Here is a 25244-nt window from a genome sequence, read left to right on the forward strand (position 1 = left end):
GGGTGAACGTTGCAATTTTTTTAAATTATTATTGACCATTTTGTTAAGATTTGGTCAACCTTTTTTAGGACTCCACATAAATACTAAAAGCCCATTTCTTAACTGAGATGGGCTTTTTTTAGGAAGAATCGTCATTAAATCCTATTGGTTGGTGTCGCACCGACCAATAAGACAATACGTTAGATCCTTTTGGAAAGCAAGTACAGAAGTAGCTATTTAAGTTCAGTCCCGCTATCCTTGCTGCCAATGCAGCCTGTGCTTTAACTCCCTTTCAGCAGATAATTAAGGCCGTACTAAAATGCATTGGCATTCATACTATCGGGTTTATTAACTTTGGATACTGCACGAAACAAAGGTTAAAATTACAACCAAAAACAAATGATCAACTTCCTTGATATATCTTATTTGCAATCAGGTAACGAAAGGCAACAGAAGGCCTATCAGGTTTTAACTGATAAGCAGGTTTTAGAAAAACTTTCGCCCTATCATCCTATAGTAGTTGGTACCATTCCAATCAATATCGATATCGAAAACAGCGATCTGGATGTTATTTGCCAGGTTTCCAATAAAGATGAATTTATTGTTCATGTAAATACGCTGTTTGGCAATGAAAAAGATTTTTCCATTTCCGAAAGCACTAATTTTGAAGCCGTTAAAGCAAATTTTATCATCGATGGATTAGAGATAGAGTTATTCGGGCAAAACACGCCTACAAAGCAGCAAAATGCCTACTGCCACATGCTTATCGAACACAAATTACTCTTAGAAAAAGGCGAAGAATTTAGGCAGGAAATTATTGCTTTAAAAAAACAAGGTTATAAAACCGAACCAGCTTTTGCAAAATTACTGGAGATTGAGGGAGATGCTTATGAGGCATTACTGAAACTGGATTCTTAGCGAGATGTTAGGTCTAGCCGTGAGAAAATCAGTCGTCATCTCGACCGGAGCAACGCGGAGTGGAGAGATCTTTGGGCCAGGTTAAAAGACCGCTCCACTGCGGTTGAGATGACGATTTATCTTAACCTATTACCCAGCTCCTTTGTTTTTTTAAAACTGATCGTTCAGCAAGACAACCATCACTACGGTTTTCCAATTTTTTAAAATATATTTGGAATACAAAAACCAAATATATCATGAAACTCTACTCCGCCTTTTTACTGCTCCTGATCATGAGCAACTCCGCATTTGCACAAAAAAGCCTTTTTAACGGAAAAAATCTAAGTGGCTGGCATGTAGATGTACCTGCAATGGACAAAAAGCCTGATACCGTTAATCCGTTTATTGTACGCAATGGGATGCTGGTAAGTTTAGGCACACCAGGCGGACATTTAATAACCGATAAAATTTATAAAAATTATCAATTAACCGTACAATACCGTTTTGCCGGAAAACCAGGTAATTGTGGCGTTTTAGTCCATGCTTCAACGCCAAGGGCGCTATATGGTATGTTTCCAAAATCGCTGGAAGTACAGATGCAACATACAGATGCCGGCGATTTCTGGTGTATTGAAGAAGATATTACCGTACCCGATATGGTTACCAGGCGCGGACCTCAGGAAAACTGGGGCGTAAACGGCGATAAACTCCGCCGGATTAAAAATTTAACCGATGGCAGCGAAAAACCGCTTGGCGAATGGAATACCATGGTTATTCAATGTTTAAATAACGAAGTTAAAGTGTGGGTAAACGACACTTTGGTAAACTATGGCACAAACTGCACGGTTAACAGCGGCCAGATTGCATTACAGGCAGAAGGTAGCGAAGTAGAATTTAAACAATTGGATTTAAAACCAATTAAAGCGCTGTCTAAATAAAAAGAAACTGTTAGTCGGGATTTGCAATCCCGACTATCGGGCTAAGGATTTTTAATCCTTGGGAAATGGATTTCTTAACATAACAGTAAAACAGGTTGTAAATCTAAAGAACGGTTGATCCAGGTTACAAATCCTGAACCACAAATGAACTCAATCTTTAAACAACAGACAGATCAAATAACCGACAAAATAGGCTAGTAAATCATAATAACTAAAAGAAGTTCCTAAAACAATACGCATCAACTTATTATGCTCCAGGCCCAGCCAGGTAACATAATTTGCCTTTTGCAAAAACTCAATTGCGAAAGAAAAAATTAAGACGCCTAATGCCAACAACTTGTTATTGGTTTTCAGAAAAACCCTAAAAAAGGCATAAATCAAAACCACAACCAATACGTCGCCGCCAAAAGGGCGTATAATGGCATCATCAAGGTATTTGCCAATTAAGATTTCCGTAATAAAAATCGCCATGAAAATCAGGAGAAACTTTAAGCTAAACGTTAATTTCATTTTTGAGTATAAAAAAAGAAGTCAAGTTTTTTATAGCACACCGGCCATTAAAACTTGACTTCTTTATCTTGACTTTCTATAAAGATCTAAGTCCCCTTTAGGGGATTTAGGGGTTAAATGCCTAATAACAATCTAGCCGGATCTTCTAACAATTGTTTCACACGTACCAGGAAACCAACCGACTCACGTCCATCGATAATTCTGTGATCGTAAGATAAAGCAACATACATCATCGGACGGATTACCACCTCACCTTTTTCAGCTACCGGGCGCTCAACAATATTGTGCATGCCTAAAATAGCCGATTGTGGCGCATTAATAATTGGAGTCGACATCATTGAACCAAATACACCACCATTAGTGATGGTAAAGGTTCCACCAGTCATTTCTTCGATGGTTAATTTGCTATCACGTGCTTTTAAAGCCAGTTCTAACACCGATTTTTCAATCTGCGCTAAAGTCATGCTTTCTGCATTACGGATTACCGGAACCACCAAACCTTTTGGAGCTGAAACCGCAATCGAAATATCAGCGAAATCGTTGTAAACCAACTCTTCACCTTCAATACGGCCATTAACCGCAGGGAAGTCTTTTAAAGCTTCGGTAACTGCTTTAGTGAAAAAGCTCATGAAACCTAAACCAACACCAAATTTTTCTTTAAACTGATCTTTATATTTTCCGCGTAAATCCATAATTGGTTTCATGTTAACCTCGTTAAAAGTGGTTAACATTGCGGTTTCATTTTTCACAGCAACTAAACGTTTTGCAACGGTTCTACGCAGTGGAGACATTTTCTCACGACGCTCGCCGCGGCTACCTGCAGGGGCAGCAGCTACAACAGGAGCACTTGCTTTAGGCGCTTCAGGTTTTTTACCAGCTTCTGCTTTAACCGCATCATCTTTGGTAATACGACCATCAACACCAGTACCTTTTACAGCGCTGGCTTCGATTCCTTTTTCTGCCAGAATTTTACCAGCCGCAGGAGAAGGAGTTCCTGTAGCGTAAGAGTCTTTAGTCGCAAGTCCTGAGTCTTGAGTCTTAGGTGCTTCAGCTACCGCAGCCGGAGCTTGTGCATCAGACTTCGGACTTTCGGCTTCGGGCTTCGGACTAGCAGCTGCACCACCATCTTCAATTTTACAAACTACTGCACCAATGGCTAGGGTATCGCCTTCGGCTGCTATGGTTTTTAAAGTTCCAGCTTGTTCTGCCGTTAATTCGAATGTAGCTTTATCCGATTCTAATTCGGCAATAACTTCATCCATTTCAACAACATCGCCATCGTTTTTTATCCATCTTGATAAAACAACTTCGGTTATCGATTCACCAACAGGTGGAACTTTTATCTCTAAACTCATAATGTAATATATATCTTATTATCTTCTAATGATCAAATTTCAATAATCAATTATCAAACGCTATGCTTCAAACGCTTAGCGCAATGCACCTAATCGATCTGCACTAATTTTTTGGTTGCTTTTTTGGCGATATCCTTTACATCTTCCGTTACCGAAATCTCTAAAGCTTTTGCTAAAATATAAGCCTGCTGGTTGGAATGTTGTTTTGCAAAACCTGTTGCAGTACTGCTACTCTCTCTTCTCGAAATTACATCAATACCTTTCAATGCTGTTTTGTATAACCTGCGGAATAAATATGGCCATGCGCCCATGTTTTCTGGCTCTTCTTGTACCCAGAAAATTTCTTTAGCATTTTTATATTTCTTCTGGATGGCTTCCATCTGATCAACCGGAGTTGGATACAATTGCTCCACACGAACCAGGGCTACGTGTTTCAATTTATCAGCCTGTTGTTTCTCCAATAATTCGTAGTAAATTTTACCGCTACAGAAAACAATACGCGTTACATCTGCAACTTTAACATTTACATCGTCAATTACTTCTTTAAAACCACCTTCGGTAAATTCTTCTAATTTAGAAACACAAGCCGGGTGGCGCAATAAACTTTTTGGTGTAAATACAACCAATGGTTTACGGAAATCGCGTTTAAACTGACGGCGTAATACGTGGAAAAAGTTAGCCGGAGTGGTACAGTTGGTTACCTGCATGTTATAATCGGCACAAAGCTCCATAAAACGCTCAATACGTGCTGATGAGTGTTCTGGTCCCTGACCTTCGTAACCGTGAGGCAATAACATCACCAAACCGTTTTCGCGTTGCCATTTGGTTTCAGCACTTGCGATATATTGATCGACAACAATTTGCGCGCCGTTAAAGAAATCGCCAAACTGTGCTTCCCAGATGGTTAATGCATTTGGATTTGCCATGGCATAACCATATTCAAAACCTAAAACACCATACTCTGATAAGTGCGAATTGTAAATATCAAAAGCAGCCTGTTGATCTGAAATGTTTGCCAACGGTACATATTCTTCCTCACTATCCTCCAGGGTTAATACCGCATGACGGTGAGAGAATGTTCCTCTTTCTACATCCTGACCGCTTAAACGAACACGTTTACCTTCTGACAACAAAGTACCATAAGCCAGCTGCTCGCCCATTGCCCAGTCGAAAACATTGGTTTCGTTAACCATTTTGCCGCGTTCAGCAAATAGTTTTTCGATTTTTTTGAAGAACTTTTTATTTGATGGTAAAGCCGTAATGCGTTTACCAATTTCCAGTAAAGTCGATTTTTTAACTGCAGTAACCGGAGAAGATTCGAAATCTTTAGGTGTAGCCATACGCAAATCTGCCCATGCACCACCAAATTTAACTTCGGCATTACCCGCCACAAATTCTTTAGCTTCGTTTAAACGCTCCTGCAAAATACCACGGAAATCCTTTTCCATTTCTTTTGCCAAACCCGCTTCCAGCTTACCTTCTTTGGTTAACTGATCGATATAAATTTCCCTTGGATTAGGGTGTTTTTCGATTGTTTTGTATAATAATGGCTGCGTGAATTTAGGCTCATCAGACTCATTGTGACCGAAACGACGGTAGCAAAGAATATCAATAAAAACATCGTTTTTATATTTCTGACGGTATTCCATGGCCAGGTTAATGGCATAAACCAAAGCCTCAGGATCATCACCATTGACGTGGAAAACCGGAGATAAGGTTACTTTAGCAATATCGGTACAATAGGTACTGGTACGGGCATCTTTATAATTAGTCGTAAAACCAATCTGGTTATTAATCACCAAATGGATCGTTCCACCGGTTTTATAACCTTCAAGACCTGCCATCTGAATTACTTCGTAAACGATACCTTGTCCGGCAACTGATGCATCACCATGAATCAAAATCGGTGCTAAACGACTGTTATCGCCACCGTATTTGAAATCGATTTTCGAGCGGCTCATGCCTTCTACCACACCATCAACCGTTTCTAAGTGTGATGGGTTAGGACATAAACTTAAGTGAACACTTTTGCCCGAAACGGTAGTTACATCTGTTGAATAACCTAAGTGGTATTTTACATCACCACCAAATGGGGTATCCGGATTGTAGCTTTTACCTTCGAACTCAGCAAAAATATCTTTATATGTTTTTTGCATGATATTGGCCAGCACGTTCAAACGACCGCGGTGTGCCATACCAATTACAAATTCTTCGATACCCAGTTCAGCACCTTTTTCGATTACTGAATCTAAAGCCGGGATTAAAGCTTCTGCACCTTCTAATGAAAAACGTTTCTGGCCCAAGAATTTTGTGCCTAAGAAATTTTCGAAACTTACCGCTTCGTTTAATTTCCGGAGAATACGTTTTTTCTCATCGATGGAGAAATTAGGGGTATTACGTGCACTTTCCATTTTTTGCTGAATCCAGTTCAGCACTTCAGGTGTACGTAAAAATTTATATTCTGCACCGATTGAGTGTGCGTAGGTTTGTTTTAAAAAGGCTACAATATCTTTCAATTTTGCTGCACCGATACCAATCTCCACACCAGAGTTGAAAACGGTTTCTAAATCGGCATCCGACAATCCAAAATTTGCAAGATCTAATGTTGGCAAATGTTTACGTCTTTCGCGAACCGGATTGGTGTGCGTAAACAAGTGACCGCGGCTACGATAGCCATCAATCAGGTTTAAAACATTAACCTCTTTTAGAAATTGTTCAGGAGTTTCTGCGGTTACCGTAGGGGCTTCCGATCCTCTTCCAAAATCGAAACCTTCGAAAAATTTTTGCCAGCCAAATTCAACAGACTCAGGATCTTGTTGATATGATTGATATAAAGATTCTATATATTCGGCGTTTGCGCCATTAAGATAAGATAATTTATCCATTATTAACTGTTTACTATAAGCATTACAAAATTAGAATTTTACCTTATATAAATGGCAAAAATCTCGATTAAAATAAATGAGCAGATTTTAAATTGAAGAATGAGAGAATGGCACAACTTAACAGACAAAAAATGGGCAAACTTCGTTAAAATTTAATTACTTAAAACGGCGTCATCCAATCCTTCCAAACCAGCTCACTCAACACTCCATCATTCTACCATTCGATCCTTACAATTATGATGCCCAGGTTAGGGAATAATTGCCTTTCGGATCGAGGTTTTTGATATTTTTATCCAGGTCGAAAACACTTTTTGATTTCTGATCATTTCCTACACCAGCTACATTTGCCCAGTTCCCCCAATTACTTGCAGGGTTGTAATCAATCAGTTTTTCTTCAAAATATGCTGCACCAAAAATCCAGCTTACTTCCAAATTATTAATCAGGTATAAAGCGGCAGTTTGTCTGGCGATATTCGAGATGAAACCGGTTTGATTTAACTCCGTCATCACCGCATCTACAACAGCAAAACCTGTCTGCGCATTTTTCCATTTATTAAAATTATCTTGCTCATTCACTATGTCAATCAGTCCCTGGCTGCCAAATCCATCCGGACTAAAAAATGTATTGCCGTATTTCTTAAACATGAAACGGAAATAATCTCTCCAAAGCAATCCCAATAAAATGTGATTAAACATGGCTTTGGTATTGGGCACACCTTCCATCTTTTTGATTTCCCAGTATACTTTTCGTGGTGACAAACTGCCCATGGCCAACCAGGCCGATAATTTTGAAGCCAGAATTAAATTCTTGGTTGTTGCAGCCTGTTGCATGGCTACAATCACTTTTTGGAGATGGGCCAAACCTTCGGCTTCGCCACCCACAAATTCAAAATCAGCACGCTGGTCTTTTTGCTGTGGCAAAAGATCAAGATCTGCTAACGATGGTAATATACCCCAATCAATCACCTCGGCAACGTTAATGCGGTCGGGCGCCAGGAAACAGGGCTTGATTATCGAATCGCGCTCAATTTTCTTTTTAAACTGGTTAAAAGCATCAGGAATATCCTTAATGGGAAAAGGTAAATCTTCCTTATTATATAGGGTATGACCGATAAAATGTTTAAGGTTGATGCGTAATTTCCAAAGCGCATTTTCTACCAAAGTTGAAACATGCGTTTCTTCCCTTGCCACTTCACGGTGATGGTAAACTTCGGTAATTTCATATTCCTGGGCAAGCTGAGGAATAATATCTTCGGGATTGCCTTCGGCGATAAGCAAATTACCACCAATTTGTTTTAAAGAATTGCGTAAACCTAAAACACTTTCTAAAATAAACTGTGCTCTAATATTACCTGTTTTTAACGTACCGTATTTGGTTTCGCCAAAAGAACGGCGATCGAGAATGTAAACAGGCAAAATCGAATCAGATTTAGCAATCGCCTCGACCAGCATTTCGTTATCATGCAAGCGAAGATCATTTCTAAACCAGACTAAAATTTTTTTGGACATCTTTTATCGAAAAGGGTGTAAGAACGCGTTTACAAATTTATCTTATTTTTCCTCTTCATCAAACCCCTAAATAATTCTTTACAAATAGGTAACAAAAGAATTAGAACGGAATTAATATCGTTTTAAATGATACCATAAAAACCCTTTTGTATCTTTAGTGTTTTAAAAAGATGGCAAAGAAGATTCTGATTACCGGGGCTACAGGACTTGTGGGTACTGAGCTGAAAAAACATTTGCTAAGTAAAGGTTACGAGGTGAATACACTTTCGCGAAAGAAAGACAACAATCCGAATAATTTTGTGTGGGATGTTTACAAAGGAACTATTGATGCGGATTGTTTGAATGGTGTAGATGCCATTATCCATTTAGCCGGAGAACCCGTTGCCGATAAAAAATGGACCGATGAGCGCAAAAAACAGATCATTGATAGCCGCGTAAAATCGACAGAATTACTCTTTAAAACCATTAAATCTAAACCTGATCATCAGCTAAAATCTTTCATTTCTGCTTCGGCAGTTGGTTTTTATGGTGATTGTGGCGATGAAATTTTAACTGAAGAAAGTCCAAATGGTTACGGGTTTTTAGCTGAGTGCTGTAAACTTTGGGAAGATGCCGTAGACCAGGGCAAAAAACTCAGCCTCCGGATTGTAAAACTCCGCACCGGGATTGTTTTAAGTAATCATGGCGGGGCTTTACCACAGTTAGATAAACCGGTAAAGTTATTTACCGGAGCTGCTTTAGGTACAGGCAAACAATGGACGCCCTGGCTGCACATTGATGATATGGTAGAAATGTACATCGAGGCACTGGAGAATCTTAAAATGGAGAATTGTTATAATGCCTGTGCCCCTTTTCCGGTAACCAATAAAGCCTTAACCAAAGCTATTGCCAAACGGCTGCACCGCCCTTTTTGGCCAATCAAAGTTCCGAAAAAGGCATTGGAATTGTTATTGGGCGAGCGCGTTGAAGCTGTTTTAATGAGCAACAATACCTCCGCACAAAAAATTCTGGATGCAGGATTCAAATTCAAATTCACGCATCTGGGCCATGCCTTAAAAGATTTGTACAAGTAGGTAAATATCGTCATCTTGAATTTATTTCAGGATCTTTCCAGGATAGATGCTGAAACAAGTTCTGCATGACGTAATTAATTAATTTCTAATTCCCATCAATGACTTCAATCTCAATCCTTTGGTTTCGCCGCGATTTACGTTTAACAGACAATGCTGCTTTGTATCATGCCCTTAAAAGCGACTATCCTGTTCTTCCGCTTTTCATTTTTGACCAGCATATCTTAGATAAACTTCCAAAAGACGATGCCCGTGTAACCTTTATTCACCAAACCATTGAGGATCTAAAAGAAGCGCTTCGGCTGCATGGATCAGATTTATTGGTGAAATATGGAAAGCCCGAAAAAATATGGCCTGAAATTTTAAAGGAATACGATGTTAAGGGCGTATACACTAATCATGATTACGAGCCTTATGCCCGCGAACGTGATGATAACATGTCCGAATTTTTAACCAGCGAAAAAATAGCCTTCAAGACATATAAGGACCAGGTTATCTTTGAAAAAAACGAAATCCTAAAAGCTGACCACACCCCTTATACCGTTTTTACACCTTTCTACAAACAATGGCATGCAAAGCTGAACGATTTTTATGTGAAAGCCTACCCCACTAAAAAATACTTCAAAAACTTATTGCAAAGCAAACACTTGCCTTGTCCAGGTTTAAACGAAATGGGCTTTGAAAAGAGTAAGCTGGATTTTCCGAAAATCAGTTATAAAAGCAAACTCGATGATTATGCAAAAGAACGCGATTTCCCTGCTCTTGATGGCACCACACATATCGGCCTACATTTACGTTTCGGAACCTTAAGCATTCGTAAAGCAGTTAAAGATGCTTTGGAAGCAAAATCGAATGTCTGGCTTTCTGAATTGGCCTGGCGAGAATTTTATATGACCATACTTTGGCATTTTCCCTACTCGGCTTTCGATTCGTTTAAAAAACAGTATGATAAAATTAAATGGCGCAATAATGAAGATGAGTTTAAGGCCTGGTGCGAGGGCAATACTGGTTATCCTATTGTAGATGCCGGCATGAGGCAGCTTAACCAAACCGGCTGGATGCACAACCGCGTACGCATGATTGTGGGTAGTTTTTTAACCAAGCATTTACTCATCGATTGGCGCTGGGGAGAAACCTATTTTGCCGAAAAATTACTGGATTACGAAATGGCAAGCAATGTGGGCGGCTGGCAATGGGCCGCAGGATCGGGAAATGATGCGGCGCCTTACTTCAGGGTATTTAATCCAGAACTTCAAACTAAAAAATTCGACCCAAAATTCGAATACATTAAAAAGTGGGTGCCAGAATTTGGGACAAAAAAATATGCCCAACCAATAGTTGAGCATACATTTGCAAGGGAAAGAGTTTTAAAAGTTTTTAAAGAAGCATTAAGTTAAATTTATTAATTAGGTACGTTAAATGAAGGGGCGTTAGGTACTCCGCCAGAATAAAAACGACCAGTACCGTAAATCCCCATCGCAACACCTTCCTGCGTTCCTATATCAATAATAATTGTGCCTGTTGCATTACCAACGCTATAATTTGGCAAATTAAAGTTGTATGATGTTGGAGTTGTGCTTACGAAACTCTTAAAGGTATAAGTATAATTTAAATTGCTGAAATAATAATCCGTCTCATTTGTTCTCCATCCACCAAAGGTTTTTTTTAACTCTTGTCGAGAAGTAAAATAATAATGAACTATTGATGGCGTTTCTGAGGGTGTCCAAGAGCCGTCAGTTCTTGGAGTATTTTCTTTCCATAAGTCCACAAATAATCTTCTTTTACCATCTTCATTATAATACAATTCAGACTTTATGGCAGCGGTTGTAGTGGGTCCGTAAGTATTTTCTGTAGTTGCAACAGAAACGCTTTTCAAAATATCAGATACAAATACCCCCGCTTTAGCGTCTGTAGTTTTAATATTATTAACTTGTTCTTCACTCTTATGATTTCCTTTATAAGAAACCATTCTCTGATCTTTTGTATAAACCGTCGTAAAATCACCAATTTTTACTTCCCCATACCCATTAGTAAATAAAGCAGAAAGCGGTGTTCCAAATTTATATATTAGCGAACTATCGGACCTAACAGTTACAAGATCGACATATTTATCCTTAAAATCATCAAATGATTTGCTGCTGTTTACAGCCTCATATTGCTTTTCTATTTCTAGAAAGATATCTTTATAAGACTTAAAATATCGTAGTTCTTTTGGTTTCGAATTAAGATTTTCTGGTTTTACCAGAATACTGAGTAATGAATCAAAAGCTTTTTGATCTCTGAATTTTAGATATCCGTTTTCTATTACAACGGCATTTGATAGGTTTTTTTCTTCTGGATTTCCAACATTGAATTCCTTTTTACACGAAGTAATTGAGATAACACCTAATACAAGTAGTATTAAGCAGCGTAAATTAGTTTTATTTTTCATATAGTATAAGTATGTTTTCCCTTACAAAACCAAACATACAACTAAAAATTAAGTTTTAAAAAATAATTATAATTTATTCTAATTTCTGGCAAATTTTTTAGTACAAAAAAAATGCTTAACTATTAGTTAAGCATTTTTTGAATATTTTCATATTGTCTAATTCGTAACGCTTACAATTTCAATATCAAAATCTAATATTGAATTGGGTAGGACTGCGCCACGGCCACCTGTTCCATAAGCGAGATCCGAAGGAATAAAAAGCCTAACCTTTGTTCCTGCTTTAAACTTAGTAAGTAATCCCCATCCCGCTATTACACCATCCAATGTTGTTGAAAAAGTTCCGTCTGTTGAAGAATCAAAACTAGTACCATCCAAAAATCTACCAGTATATTTAATTATAAGTGTACTTTCATTAGTGATTACCTCAGTTCCTGTTCCTTCAGTTCCGACAATATAATAAACCCTACTTTGATCTTTAGTTGCTGATAAATTTTTTGCAGTTAAATAACTTTGGATCTTTGCATCATCAAATAACCACTGTTTGCGGTATGGATAAGTTTTGATTATAAAATCAAGATTTTCATTCGATGGGATTGGTCCCGCACCATTTCTACCAAATCCTAAATATGATGGCAACAAAATCCTAGCTGTACCTCCTGGTTTTAATCCTAACACAGCTGTTCTTAATGCGGGAATATTATAGGTAACAGTTGTTGATAATGATGATTGGAAAAAGCCATTTAAGTATCCAACATATGTACCCAGATTACTGTTCGATGGAGACTGAAGATAAGTTGTTCCATTCGTCATAGATTTAACTGTAACATCGTACAATACTGAATCTTTATTTAAGAAAAATGTACCATCAGTAGGGTTTGTAACCTGATAGTAAAATCCAGTTTTATCGGGATCAGGCTTCATTTCTGTTAAATTATTCTTTGATATATATGATTTTATAGCCGCATCATCTACAGTTTGCGCTGACTCATATTCTTTTTTACATGAGCTGAAGATTGTAGTAGCCAGTAAAAGTGCGAATAGGCTAAGTTTAGTAAATTTGTTCATTTATTATTGTACGTCAGTAAGTGTTATAGTAAAATCGAGTATTGAGTTTGACGGAACCAAAGATGATGGAGATTGTGTTCCATAAGCGTAATAAGAAGGTATAATCAATCTGATTTTACCACCTTTTTGTATTTTTTGAATTCCAAATTGCCATCCTACAATAACATTTCCGAGTAGAAACGAGGCTGGGGTTCCCTTGGTACCATCGAAAACAGTTCCGTTTAACAACTTACCTTCATATTCAGAGGTAATTCTTGTAGATGCTGTGTATACTACACTTCCCGTTCCAGGCTCTATTACCTGATAAAATATACCACTGGCATCTTTTGTCGCCTGGATATTATTTGTCTTAACAAAAGCGCTTATTGCAGCAGTGTCTGCCTTAAACTGTGGCGTAGGATCGTAATCGTCTAACGGCACATTTTTTTTACAGGCCGCTAAGCATCCTGCAAGGCATATCATGAGTATAAAATATTTAAACTTAACCATCATTCGCAAAAATAAGCTTTTAATACGGATGCTACAATTTTTAACCTATTTTAACAATTTAAAGACGCTTAAAGATAAAAGCAGAAAGACTAAAGAAGCATCGAAAAGTCTTGCTCTTTCAGCTTTAGTCTTTACAGTTATTGTGCATTTGAAAGCTGAATGGTAAAATCCAACACAGAGTTGCCAGGAATAGGGCCTACCGCTCCACTTCCATAACCCAAAGCCGGCGGGACAATTAATCTTATTTCTCCACCCTTTTGAATTTTGGGGATACCAATTCTCCAACCCGATATAAGTTCGGCAAGGTTAAAGGTCTGCTCCTTAGCCCCACCGTTATCAAATACATTTCCGTTTAATAACCTTCCTTCGTATTTAATGGTTATTTTGGTGTTATTTGGATAAGTAAACGAACCTGAACCCGGTTTAATCACTTGATAATATAAACCAGAGTCGTCTCTAACGGCATTAATATTATTTTTTTTAATAAAATCTGTAATCTGTTTTTCAGCATCCTCATCTTTTTTACAAGATGAAACCACAGCCACACATAAAAGAAGTATCGTAAGAAATCTAAATTTAAACATGCGCGAAAATAGGATTTTAATGGCACAAGCCTAAAAACTAAGCTAATTTTTCAAAGGTGATGAAGCAATCTTAATGCAGTCGCTATACCCCATAGTTGTAAGATTGCTTCCCCGAAAGGTCAGGACAGGCTGTCGTTCCTCCTCGCAATGACGAACTTTCTTTTGGAAGCCATAAATGTTAGGAACGAGCATTTGTTAAAATTCAGACTAAGGTGTTTCGAAAGGCTCAACATGACAAAATAAGATGAAAAATAACTCATACGATAATACACTATGTATCACAAACCAAAAAAGGTTTAGCGCCTGAGTTAATGCACCCAAACCCTAAACCTTAAGCCTTACACCTTAAACCTTAAACCTACCTTAAAAAATATATTTATTCGCCTCAATAAGCTGTTGTGCAACTCTTTGGCGGGCATCTTTAACGTTAAATGGCTCTACTTTTGTAAAGCGGCGTAAACCAACCAGCATCATCCGTTGCTCATCACCCTCGGCAAAAGCCCAAAGTGCTTCTTTACCTGCTTTGGCTATTCCATCAACCGCTTCTACCAGATAAATTCTTAACAGATCTAATTGGCCGGCAATGGCTTCTTCACCACGCGTACTTGCTAATTTTTCTGTTCTCAACAATGCCGATTCGAGCACATAAACATAACTTGCCATATCGGCAATATTCATTAAAATTTCCTGCTCTTTACTTAAAGTCATCATCAATTTTTGAACGGCAGCACCAGCCACCATTAAAGTTGCCTTCTTCAAATTCGATAATACCTTTTTCTCTGCAGCAAACAGGGTGGTATCTTCTTCACCAAAATCAGGAATGCTCATCAGTTCGGCTGCAACTGCTGTAGCTGGCGTCATTAAATCCAGTTCACCTTTCATGGCGCGTTTCAGCATCATATCAACCGTTAACAAACGGTTAATTTCGTTTGTACCTTCAAAAATCCGGTTAATCCGTGCATCACGGTACGCCCTGTCCATTGGTGCATCGGCACTAAAGCCCATACCACCATAAATCTGCACCCCTTCATCTACGGTATAATCTAATGCCTCTGAGCCCCATACTTTTAAAATGGCACACTCTACTGCAAATTGCTCAACAGATTTCAGTCTTGCTTTACCAGATTCCATTCCACCGGCAACCAGCTGATCGTAAGTATCATCGATATTCTGTCCCGCACGATAATTCGCAGCATCAACAGCATATAACTTTGAAGCAATTTCTGCAATTTTAAAACGGATAGCCCCGTATTTAGAAATCGGGCGGCCAAACTGGATCCTTTCATTCGAATAATTAATTGCTGTATTTAATGTTGCTTTTGAAGCCCCAATAGCTGCCGCTGATAATTTGATACGGCCGATATTTAAAATGTTAACCGCGATTTTGAAACCGTTTTCTCTATCGCTCAACATATTCTCAACCGGCACAGGGCAATCGTTAAAGAAAACCTGGCGGGTTGAAGAACCTTTAATACCCATTTTATGCTCTTCGGGATTCATGGTGATGCCACCAAAATCTTTCTCCACAATAAATGCAGTTAAGTTTTTATCATCGTCAATTTTAGCGAAAACAATAAAAATATCGGCAAAACCACCATTGGTAATCCACATTTTCTGTCCGGTGATGATATAGTGTTTACCATCTTCGCTTAACGTGGCTTTAGTTTTACCAGAGTTTGCATCCGAACCTGAGTTTGGTTCGGTTAAGCAATAAGCAGCCTTCCATTCGCCCGAGCCTAGCTTAGGAATATATTTTGCTTTTTGTGCTTCATTACCATAATACAAAATCGGTAGTGTACCAATTCCGGTATGTGCAGAAAGTGCAACAGCAAAAGAGTGCCCCGCACCTACCACATCTGCAACCAGCATGGAAGTATTAAAGTTTTTGCCGAAACCGCCGTATTCTTCTGGTACCGAAACACCTAAAATACCCAGTTCACCAGCTTTGGTTAAAAGCGTTGGCATAAGCTCAGGATCTTCCTGTTTGTCAATTTTATCTAAATTGGGATAAACCTCAGCAGCCAAAAAATCGCGACAGGTTTGCGCAATCATCTGCTGCTCTTCATCAAATTCTTCAGGGATAAATACTTCCTGATAAGTGGTATCCTTAATTAAGAATTCACCACCTTTAATTGTCTTTTTTTCAGTTGTTTCCATTTTAATAGTATCTAGTAGCGAGTTTCAAGTATCGAGACTAAGCTCACACCGTAAATCGCCATTGTTTCTTGTTTGTATTAAGTAGCGGATATCAAGTATCAAGAGAGCTCAGACCAGAATCGCTATTTTTTTTAATTGGATAATCGATCCTGACACCCATATCTTAGTTCTAACCATCTAACTTTTGATTAATCTTCTTTCAAGCGCATAAATCATTTTTTGTACTTCAGTAGTTTTCTCAATCAGTCTTGCGGCGAGGGTGTTATCCAACAATCCAAGTTGATTCGAAATAATTAACTGTGTTTCCAATTCAAAAGCTGAACCTTGACTAATAGTTAAAAAATACTTGAACTGGGCACTACTTCCTCTCCCAGAGCCCTCAGCAATATTTGAGGGAATTGAAACTGAACATCTTTTCATTTGCGAAATCAGCCCGAACTTTTCATCACTAGGCAAAAACGATGTAGCTTTGTATACTTCAACCGCTAGTTCAATAGATTTCTGCCAAACCTTTAATTCTTTAAAATTGTGCATATGCTTTAGTATTAAATTATGAATACAAATATGTTTGGGATGATTTTACTGGTTTATGTCCTGCTATCAATCTCGATACTTGATACTCATATCTTGATACTATATCCTACAGCAACTCAAATATCCCCGCAGCACCTTGCCCGGTTCCTACGCACATGGTTACCATTCCGTATTTTTTGTTCTGCCTTTTTAACTCGTTCATTATTTGCACGGTAAGTTTTGCACCGGTACAGCCTAGCGGATGTCCTAATGCAATTGCACCGCCGTTAACGTTAATCACATCGGGATTTAAATCTAATGTTCTGATTACAGCCAAAGATTGGGAGGCAAAAGCTTCGTTCAGTTCAATTAAATCGATATCTTCTTTTTTCAAACCTGCTTGTTTCAGTGCTTTTGGAATTGCTTCAATTGGCCCGATACCCATAATACGTGGCGGAACACCAGCAATGCCATAACTCACTAATCTGGCAATCGGCTCGGCATTCAATTCTTTCATTTTCTTTTCAGATACCACCAAAACAAAAGCAGCACCATCTGATGTTTGCGAAGAATTACCTGCAGTTACACTTCCAACAGCATCGAAAACCGGTTTCAGTTTCGCCAGCTTATCTAAAGTCGTATCTGCACGTGGACCTTCATCGGTATCAACCACGTAAGAACGTGTTTTCTTTTTCAGGTTGGCGTCCAGGTAATTTTCGTTTACGGTGATTGGCAGAATACCATCTTTTAAATGACCGTTTTTAATCGCGTGAATAGCTTTTTCATGAGATTTTAAAGAAAAGGCATCCTGATCTTCACGGCTAACATTATATTCTTTAGCTACCGCTTCGGCCGTTAAACCCATACCCCAATACCAGTCTGGATTATTTTTTGCAACTTCTGCATTCGGCACTAGTTTCCATCCACCAAAAGGCATTCCACTCATTACCTCTACACCACCGGCGATGATACAATCGGCCATGCCTGCTTTAATTTTGGCAACTGCTGTGGCAATGGTATCTAAACCCGATGCACAATAACGGTTTACGGTAACCCCCGGAACTTTATCGGTATCCAAACCCATAAGCGAAATCATACGGCCAATATTTAAGCCTTGCTCTGCTTCTGGTGTAGCGTTACCTACAATTACATCATCAATCTGTTCGTTATCTAAATTCGGAACCGATGCCACCAAAGCCCTGATTACTTCTGCGGCTAAATCATCAGCTCTTGTAAAACGGAATACGCCACGGGGTGCTTTACCCACTGCTGTACGATATCCGGCTATAATATATGCTTCCATTGTTTAAGATTTGAGATCTGAGATTTGAGATTTGAGACCTGCCCAAATTCAAACTCAAACCGATTATTGTTTTTTTAGATATGAGATTTGAGACGCTAGATGTGAGACCAATTACTTTCTCAAATCTAATGTCTCACATCTCCAGTGTCAACTTAATTCCTCAACGGTTTTCCCTTTGTAATAATTGATTGAATCCGTTCTAACGATTTACGCTCACCAGCAAGTGATAAAAATGCTTCTCTTTCCAGATCCAATAAATATTGTTCGGTTACTTCTGTCGGAGCGGATAAATCGCCGCCACACATTACATAACCTAATTTTTCGGAGATTTTTTTATCATGTTCGGAAATGAAATGCCCCGCATACATGCTATTCGCACCTGCATAAACAATTCCTAAACCTTGTTTGCCCAGTACCTTAATATCGTTTCGTTGCACGGGTTTGGTATAGCCCGCATCAGCCAGTTCTATTGCTTTCGCTTTGGCATCGGCCAATAAACGGTTCCGGTTCATCGAGATCGAGAATTTATCCTTTTGCAGATAACCCAGTTCGTAAGCCTCATAACCCGAAGTCGAAACTTTTGCCATTCCAATCGTTAAGAAACGGTCTTTCAATGCATTCTGAACAATCTGATCATCTTTATATTCATCCGATGCACGCAAAGCAAATTCTTTAGTTCCGCCGCCACCAGGGATTACGCCAACACCAAACTCAACCAAACCCATATACGTTTCAGCAGAAAGCTGAACGTGATCGGCATGTAAACTAAACTCGCAGCCACCGCCCAGGGTTAAATTATGCGGGGCAACCACAACCGGAATAGAAGAATAACGGATGCGCATCGAAGTATTCTGGAACATCCTAATCGCCATGTTCAATTCATCCCACTCCTGCTCTACCGCCATCATAAAAATCATACCCACATTTGCACCGGCAGAGAAGTTTGCACCATCATTACCGATAACTAAACCGCGGTAATCTTTCTCGGCCATATCAATCGCTTTGTTGATTCCCGAAATGACATCACCGCCGATGGTATTCATTTTGGTGTGGAATTCTACATTCAAAATGCCATCACCCAGATCGATAATCGAAACACCTGAATTTTTCCACAGCGTTTTATTTTCGCGAAGGTTATCTAAAATGATAAACTCATCTGTTCCTGGTAAAGCTTTATAACTTTTAGAAGGGATATCGTAATATTTTTTAACGCCGTTTTCTACTTTATAAAATGAAGTATTTCCGGCATCGAGCATTTCATGCACCCAGGCCGCAGCTTTATTGCCATATTGCTCCATCCCCTCAATGGCTTCTTTTACGCCAACGGCATCCCAAAGTTCGAAGGGACCAAGTTCCCAACCAAAACCTGCACGCATGGCATCGTCAATACGGTACAATTCGTCAGAAATTTCAGGAATTCTATCCGATACATATTCGAATAAACCAAAAGAAGAATGGCGGAATAATTCGCCGGCTTTATCTTTTCCTTTCGCAAAAATCTTCATGCGCTCACGCAGATTTTCAATCGGTTTGGTCATTTCTAAGGTAGCCGATTTTACTTTTTGCTGAGGCTTATATTCCAGGGTTTTTAAATCCAGTGCAAGGATTTCGGTTTTACCATCGGCAGATTTCGTTTTTTTATAGAAACCTTGCTGGGTTTTATCACCAAGCCATTTGTTCTCTTCCATTTTTTGCACATATGCAGGAAGTTTAAACAAATCATGCGCTTTATCATCCGGACAGTTATCGTAAAGCCCTTTCGCCACTTTGATCATGGTATCTAAACCAACCACATCCGAAGTACGGAAAGTAGCCGATTTTGGTCGGCCCAATGCCGGCCCCGTAAATTTATCAACCTCTTCTACCGTTAAATCTAATTTTTCGACCAAATGCAAAAGCGCCATAATCGAATAAACACCTACCCGGTTAGCAATAAAAGCCGGAGTATCTTTACATAAAACGGTTGTTTTTCCTAAAAATTTATCACCATAATGCATCAGGAAATCAACAATTTCTGGTTGTGTATGTGGCGTTGGAATAATCTCCAATAATTTTAAATAACGCGGTGGATTAAAAAAGTGTGTTCCACAGAAATGCGCTTTAAAATCTTCGCTTCTTCCCTCAGCCATTAAATGGATCGGAATACCGGAAGTGTTCGAGGTAATTAATGTACCTGGCTTGCGGAACTGTTCTACCTGCTCGAAAACTTTTTTCTTGATATCAAGATTTTCGACTACAACCTCAATTACCCAATCGTAACCGGCAATTTTCGACATGTCATCAGCGAAATTCCCAGTTTTGATCTTATTTAATGCTTTTTTGGTATAAACTGGCGATGGATTTGTTTTTACAGCCGTTTGCAAGGCTGTATTTACAATCCGGTTTTTTACAGCCGGGTTATCCAGTGTTAAGCCTTTTGCCTGCTCTTCGGGACTTAGCTCTTTAGGGGCGATATCCAACAACAAAACCTCTACCCCAATATTGGCGAAGTGGCATGCAATACGGGACCCCATAATACCCGAACCTAAAACTGCAACTTTATTAATGCTTCGTTTCATTATCTATTTGCTTTTCATTAGTTTGATAGCACCATTTTATGTAGCAACCTACCAAACAGATTTGATTATTATATTCGTTAATCAACAGTATAGGCTACTGTGATATCATTTAGTTTGATCAACAGATTAATAAAAGTCTCCTTCTCCTTTTTAGAGAAATGCTCATCGAGATATTCATTAAATTTTCGAACAACACCTTTGGCCAGTTGTTTTTTCTCTTTACCAAAATCGGTCAGAAAAACCTTTACCGAACGTTTATCGCCTGCAGATGTTTCACGATAAATGAGATTGGCCTCTTCCATATTGTTTAACATGCGGGATAAACTAGTTGCTTTAACCCCAAGCAAGCCAGCTAAATTTGAAACGGCTGTGCCCTCTACGTCGTCTATATTAATAAGCATGTAGCCAATAGCCTGGGTAATCCCAAAGCTGGATGCCATTTGATTGTACTTATTAAACATATTTTGCCAGGCAAACTTAACGTGGTAATCTATGGTTTGTTGTTGTTTCATTTTGTTAATTTATTATGCTTGCATAACAAAGCTAGCGAATGTATTTTGTTAATGCAAGTAGAAAATTGAAAATAATTGTCAAAATTTTCCTATTATAGATGCACACAAAATGAAAATGTCTATGATGTTGAAAGCAAAGAGCATCCTCCTCTTCAGCCTGTTTATTTTATGGGCTGTAGTTGGTAAAAGTCAGGTCTCTTATTTCGGTGAAAACCTGTTAAACAGTGAAAAATTAGCTGCCTTTAAAAAAACAACAACCTTGTTTACTTTACAGTATGCTGATTATGCGGAGCTGGAAAAATTTGATCAGGCCATTAAAAAAAACTGGACCATTACCCCTTACAAAATTATTAAACCCGAAGAGCTTGCCCGTTATGATACACTTTCCAACTATTCGTTCTTCTATTTTGATGGATATGCCGATAAGCTGGATAGTACCACAAATGTAAACGTCGTTTATGCATTAAAGCTGGTTAGCCCATCTAAAAAACCTAAATCAAAGGAAGAAAGTGTACTTGCAACAGTTACACTTTTTGCTGATCGGGCGACCAATCTTCAAATAGAAATCCAGGACCGCTATACCGGTTCAAAAAGAACCATCAGAAATAGCCTGATATCAACCCTTTACAACAAGTCGAATTTCCTCAACTGGTCGCCAGGATTTTTAACCGGTTATTTAAAACAGATTAATGATGGATTGCTCGCAAACGAGAATTGTAATTTGGATTTTCAGTTTTACAATAAAGTACGTTTACCAGCATTAGCCAAAGAAACGCTTTACCTCCCTGAATATATTAAGCAGGTATTTTCATCCAAATTGACCCTTTTGCCAACATCAGGGATAATAGCAGAACCTTATAATTACAAACTCAAATTTGTAACCTACAAGGAGTTAGATAATTTAATATTGGGCAATGAATTCAACGTTAAGTATTTAATTTACACGCAACGTTCTAACGATAAAATCATCAGTGTTTACGATAGCAAAGATGATAAAATCATTTATCAGCGCTTCTATCCTCAATCGCCTAATTTTGAAATGAATGATTTAAGTGAGATTAAAAAAGTAATTACGTCGATAAAATAAAATCTTTAAAACAAAAAAGTCCCGATTTGCATCGGGACTTTTTTAATGTTAGTTAAAAACAGACTAGTAAAGTGTAAACTCTACACGACGGTTTTGTTGACGACCAGCTGCTGTTTTATTGGTAGCAATTGGTTGGCCCATGCCATAACCTGTAGCCTCAATACGTGATGCATTTGCACCTTGAGAAACTAAATAAGCTTTTACCGATTCTGCTCTATCTTTTGATAAACGCAAGTTTAATTCTTTTGAACCAGTATTATCTGTATGACCAGCTAATTTTAAACTGAAGTTTTTCTGAATCAACAATGCTGCAACTCTGTTTAGTGAAGCATAAGATTTAGAACGAATAGTGGCTTTACCTAAATCGAACTCTAAGTTTTTAATCGCTTCATTAACAACTTTACGATCTTCTTCGGTTACGATTACTTTTTCTACTACTTTTTCAGGAGTTTTTAACGGGCAACCAGCACCATCAACCACAGTACCTGCTGGAGTATCAGGACATTTATCTAATTTATCGGCAACACCATCACCATCTGTATCTTTTAAGATGTCGCTCATTTCTGAACGTAGTTTTGCATTTTCAGCTTTTTGAGCATTTAAATCAGATTTTAAACCTTCAGCAGTTTGTTTTGCTTTTAAAGCTTCATCATAAGTTAAAGCTACCGGATTGTGGAAAGCCAATTGTTTTCCGCTACCTAAAGCAAACTCTAAACCAGCATAAGCGTAGTTATATTTATCGTTTCCGTTTCTGTAATAACCATCAAGGTTATCACCATCAACAAAGTTGATTGTCCAGCCTAAATCTAAATTCACAGCATCAGAAATTTTAAATTTAGCACCTAAACCTACCGGAATAATTAATTCGTTGATGTTATCGCCACCATTAAGTGTCGAAGTTCCAGCTGCCGTAGTAATAGTGGGCTTGTAAGCCGCAATACCCGCACCAGCAGAAGCATAAAGCTGCAAAGTATTCTCTTTTTTAAACATATCGATATTAAACATGTTTACCACAGCATTTAAACTTCCTGAATAAGATAATTCCGTATCGAAAGCTTTTACCGGTGAGTTGTTTACCAAACCACTTTCATAAGGTTCAGTATTATCGCCTTTTAATTTACCACGAACTCCATCTAAACGAAGAGAGAAATAAGGTGTAAATTGTTTTTTAATGTATAGGCCATAACCTAAACTTGATTTGTTATTACTGAAATCATTTTTCCCACCCAATGGCGATAATGGCGTAAGTACACCAGCGTTTACACCGATAGACCATGTTCTAAATGTTGTTGTCGAAGTTGCAGGGCTTTCCTGAGCTGAAGCAGCTGATCCGATGAGTAAACCAGCAAGTGCAACCGGTAGTGATTTAAATAGTTGTAATTTCATAAATTTTCTATTAACGTTGAATAAGCGTTTGCACTTGTATTACAATAGCCATACCAAAAATACAGGCATGTAAAAATACTTATCAACTTTTTAACACTTATCACCTGTGCCATAGACCTGGAAGAACTAAAAAGTGCGTTATAACATAAGAGCTTCAGGCACTTTTAATTTCCTTAAAGCTTAGACGTCATCTAAAATCAAAATGTTCGCTTTCGAGCTTTAATGTCCTGTTTTCGTGTCGATAATTCCCAAATGGCTGTTAAGGGCAATATCCACTTGTTAAACTATTTAATATCGCCGGCAAATTTCCATTGGGTACTGAAATTTTCGGGTAATTGCTGATTGGTTAATAAGGCCCTTACCATTTCGACCGGCATATTATTTTCATGCAATATGCGATTATGAAACTGGATATTGGTCATTTTCCCACTTTGTACCAGTTCCTTATGTAATGCCCTAAACTGTAATCCACCTAACATATACCCAATCTGGTATAACGGTCCGTATCCCCCGGTAAATGATCTACGTACCTCGGCTTCTGCATTGGCACGCTCAAAACCTACCCGATCTACCAAAAAGTCGATACACTGCTTAGGTGTCCATTTACCCAAATGGTAGTTCATCGAAAAAATAATACGTGCACAGCGGTGCATGCGCCAAAAAAGCATTCCAATTTTATCTTCCGGAGACTTCGCGAAATTCTGGTCCCACAGCAACATCTCCCAGTACAACGACCATCCTTCCGTCCAGAAAGGCGTACCAAATACCTTACGATAAGGTTTGTAGCGGCTTTGCATAAAATATTGAAGATTGTGTCCCGGAATAAGTTCATGAAAAACTACGGCTCTTGAAAAGTGCCGGCTGTTGCCCCGCAGGGTCATCATTTTGGCATCTTCACTCATATCTTCGGTCGGATAGGCAATTAATACCGATTCTCCACCGAGAAAAAACGGCGCAAACAATTGTTCCTGCGGACTTAACATGCGCATGCGCCAGCCTTCTTTGGCCAGGGTCGGAATAGTGATGAGTTTATTTTTCTCTACAAAGTTTATGGCTTCATTAGCCAGTTCATAAACCAGTTCGGGTTGTTTTCCCAGTTCAGGATAATCGGTTTTCACTTTTTCCAGTGCTTTCTTCCAATCATTACCAAAGCCCATTTGCTGCGAAGCTTTGAGCATTTCGGCGTCACACCAGGCAAATTCCCTCATCGCAATGGCCTCAATCTGCTCAGGCGTATAGGCAATCATCTCATCTTTTAGGCTACTCAACAATGCTGTTCTCCCTATCGGATTGCCAATAATGCCACTTCCATCATCTTTGGCATCTGATGGTTTGGCTATTTTACCCAATACAGCGGCATAATCCTTTAATACCTCTACTACTTTGGGATAAACTGCTTTGGTGGCTTTGGTAAACTGCGGATCGTAACCATCGTAAAATTTATAGGCTTCGGTAAATACGGTTAGGTATTGATTAATGGTTTGCTGTGCCCAGGATGCCTGAACTGGTGTAACGGCCAGGTCTTTGTTTTCTACAGCTTTTGAAGTTTTCCCGATATCTTCTTTCAGTTGTTCGAATTGCGCTTGTGTGGTTTTACCATCTTGTTGCTGGCCAATCCTTCGTTTTGCCTCAAAATCCAATATTGCTTTGGCAAAAGGCAAAGTAAAAATATTGCTTTTAAACTCGACATAGTGCTGTTGCAAATTTGCCGAGTCTGATCGGATATCGCGTTTAAGTAAAATATAATCTACCCTTTCATTTACACTTAGTTTGTTAAAGGGCAATGCTTTTAGTTGTTTTTGCCAGGCTGTATAAAAGCGCTGCATCCGCGTAAAGTACTCCTCAGATTGTTTGAGCGTATATTTACGGTTAAGCATGGTCTCGTCTGACTGGTATTGATTAATCAGCGGACTGACCAGACTGGCTTCATTGGTTTGAGCTTGTAATTGTAGGGAAACTGTTAAAAACAAAAACAGAGCGAATAGTTTAGGCATGGCGATTGGTGCAATTTTGATT

The 25244-nt window shown here is 38.7% G+C and carries 20 protein-coding genes; 5 read left to right on the forward strand and 15 right to left on the reverse strand.

What is annotated here, in order from left to right:
- Window positions 1–378: 378 nt before the first annotated feature.
- Both AC07YT_RS16780 and AC07YT_RS16785 read left to right on the forward strand, forming a co-directional pair.
- Window positions 379–897, forward strand: coding sequence for a DUF4269 domain-containing protein (locus AC07YT_RS16780; RefSeq protein WP_086547837.1), 519 nt, complete (start codon window positions 379–381; stop codon window positions 895–897).
- Window positions 898–1133: 236 nt separating this feature from the next.
- Complete coding sequence (locus AC07YT_RS16785; protein WP_086547838.1) at window positions 1134–1814, forward strand: 3-keto-disaccharide hydrolase; 681 nt, start codon at window positions 1134–1136, stop codon at window positions 1812–1814.
- A 150-nt stretch (window positions 1815–1964) separates the two neighbouring features.
- Here AC07YT_RS16785 and AC07YT_RS16790 read toward each other — a convergent pair whose 3' ends face one another.
- The 4 genes from AC07YT_RS16790 to AC07YT_RS16805 all read right to left on the reverse strand — a co-directional run bounded on the left by AC07YT_RS16790 (window position 1965) and on the right by AC07YT_RS16805 (window position 8073).
- A complete protein-coding gene (locus AC07YT_RS16790; RefSeq protein ID WP_086547839.1) occupies window positions 1965–2324 on the reverse strand; it encodes a ribosomal maturation YjgA family protein in 360 nt (119 codons plus the stop codon).
- A gap of 113 nt (window positions 2325–2437) precedes the next feature.
- Window positions 2438–3679, reverse strand: coding sequence for a 2-oxoglutarate dehydrogenase complex dihydrolipoyllysine-residue succinyltransferase (gene odhB, locus AC07YT_RS16795; RefSeq protein WP_086547840.1), 1242 nt, complete (start codon window positions 3677–3679; stop codon window positions 2438–2440).
- A gap of 89 nt (window positions 3680–3768) precedes the next feature.
- Window positions 3769–6564: a 2-oxoglutarate dehydrogenase E1 component gene (locus AC07YT_RS16800; protein ID WP_086547841.1), complete on the reverse strand. Its 2796-nt coding sequence runs from the start codon at window positions 6562–6564 to the stop codon at window positions 3769–3771.
- Window positions 6565–6798: 234 nt separating this feature from the next.
- A complete protein-coding gene (locus AC07YT_RS16805) occupies window positions 6799–8073 on the reverse strand; it encodes a DASH family cryptochrome (RefSeq protein ID WP_086547842.1) in 1275 nt (424 codons plus the stop codon).
- Window positions 8074–8243: 170 nt separating this feature from the next.
- Between AC07YT_RS16805 and AC07YT_RS16810 the strand changes: the two genes are divergently transcribed.
- Window positions 8244–9146 carry a TIGR01777 family oxidoreductase gene (locus AC07YT_RS16810; RefSeq protein WP_086547843.1) on the forward strand — a complete coding sequence of 301 codons (903 nt, stop codon included), beginning with the start codon at window positions 8244–8246 and terminating at the stop codon, window positions 9144–9146.
- 98 nt (window positions 9147–9244) lie between these two features.
- Window positions 9245–10540, forward strand: a complete 1296-nt coding sequence (locus tag AC07YT_RS16815) for a cryptochrome/photolyase family protein (protein ID WP_086547844.1) — start codon at window positions 9245–9247, stop codon at window positions 10538–10540.
- Window positions 10541–10545: 5 nt separating this feature from the next.
- On the opposite strand, the gene AC07YT_RS16820 is transcribed toward AC07YT_RS16815, so the two are convergent.
- From AC07YT_RS16820 to AC07YT_RS16860, 9 genes are all read right to left on the reverse strand, one after another.
- Entirely contained in the window at window positions 10546–11574 is a 1029-nt protein-coding gene (locus tag AC07YT_RS16820; protein ID WP_086547845.1) for a hypothetical protein, read from the reverse strand.
- 156 nt (window positions 11575–11730) lie between these two features.
- Window positions 11731–12639, reverse strand: a complete 909-nt coding sequence (locus tag AC07YT_RS16825) for an FKBP-type peptidyl-prolyl cis-trans isomerase (RefSeq protein ID WP_086547846.1) — start codon at window positions 12637–12639, stop codon at window positions 11731–11733.
- 3 nt (window positions 12640–12642) lie between these two features.
- Window positions 12643–13101 carry an FKBP-type peptidyl-prolyl cis-trans isomerase gene (locus AC07YT_RS16830; protein ID WP_478359351.1) on the reverse strand — a complete coding sequence of 153 codons (459 nt, stop codon included), beginning with the start codon at window positions 13099–13101 and terminating at the stop codon, window positions 12643–12645.
- Window positions 13102–13265: 164 nt separating this feature from the next.
- A complete protein-coding gene (locus AC07YT_RS16835; RefSeq protein WP_086547849.1) occupies window positions 13266–13712 on the reverse strand; it encodes an FKBP-type peptidyl-prolyl cis-trans isomerase in 447 nt (148 codons plus the stop codon).
- Window positions 13713–14075: 363 nt separating this feature from the next.
- On the reverse strand, window positions 14076–15869 hold the full coding sequence (locus AC07YT_RS16840; protein WP_086547850.1) for an acyl-CoA dehydrogenase FadE: 1794 nt from the start codon (window positions 15867–15869) through the stop codon (window positions 14076–14078).
- Between the two features lie 177 nt (window positions 15870–16046).
- A complete protein-coding gene (locus AC07YT_RS16845; RefSeq protein ID WP_086547851.1) occupies window positions 16047–16403 on the reverse strand; it encodes a four helix bundle protein in 357 nt (118 codons plus the stop codon).
- Between the two features lie 106 nt (window positions 16404–16509).
- A complete protein-coding gene (locus AC07YT_RS16850; protein ID WP_086547852.1) occupies window positions 16510–17685 on the reverse strand; it encodes an acetyl-CoA C-acyltransferase in 1176 nt (391 codons plus the stop codon).
- Between the two features lie 152 nt (window positions 17686–17837).
- Window positions 17838–20243 carry a 3-hydroxyacyl-CoA dehydrogenase/enoyl-CoA hydratase family protein gene (locus AC07YT_RS16855; RefSeq protein WP_494945420.1) on the reverse strand — a complete coding sequence of 802 codons (2406 nt, stop codon included), beginning with the start codon at window positions 20241–20243 and terminating at the stop codon, window positions 17838–17840.
- A gap of 77 nt (window positions 20244–20320) precedes the next feature.
- Window positions 20321–20755 carry a MarR family winged helix-turn-helix transcriptional regulator gene (locus tag AC07YT_RS16860; RefSeq protein WP_086547854.1) on the reverse strand — a complete coding sequence of 145 codons (435 nt, stop codon included), beginning with the start codon at window positions 20753–20755 and terminating at the stop codon, window positions 20321–20323.
- A 121-nt stretch (window positions 20756–20876) separates the two neighbouring features.
- Between AC07YT_RS16860 and AC07YT_RS16865 the strand changes: the two genes are divergently transcribed.
- On the forward strand, window positions 20877–21842 hold the full coding sequence (locus AC07YT_RS16865) for a hypothetical protein (protein ID WP_086547855.1): 966 nt from the start codon (window positions 20877–20879) through the stop codon (window positions 21840–21842).
- A gap of 63 nt (window positions 21843–21905) precedes the next feature.
- Here the strand turns inward: AC07YT_RS16865 and AC07YT_RS16870 are convergent, their stop codons facing one another.
- Both AC07YT_RS16870 and AC07YT_RS16875 read right to left on the reverse strand, forming a co-directional pair.
- Window positions 21906–23228: an OmpA family protein gene (locus tag AC07YT_RS16870; protein WP_086547856.1), complete on the reverse strand. Its 1323-nt coding sequence runs from the start codon at window positions 23226–23228 to the stop codon at window positions 21906–21908.
- Window positions 23229–23512: 284 nt separating this feature from the next.
- Window positions 23513–25222, reverse strand: a complete 1710-nt coding sequence (locus AC07YT_RS16875; RefSeq protein ID WP_494945421.1) for a DUF885 family protein — start codon at window positions 25220–25222, stop codon at window positions 23513–23515.
- Window positions 25223–25244: the final 22 nt, after the last annotated feature.

It is taken from the genome of Pedobacter sp. GW460-11-11-14-TSB4 (genome assembly GCF_059423705.1).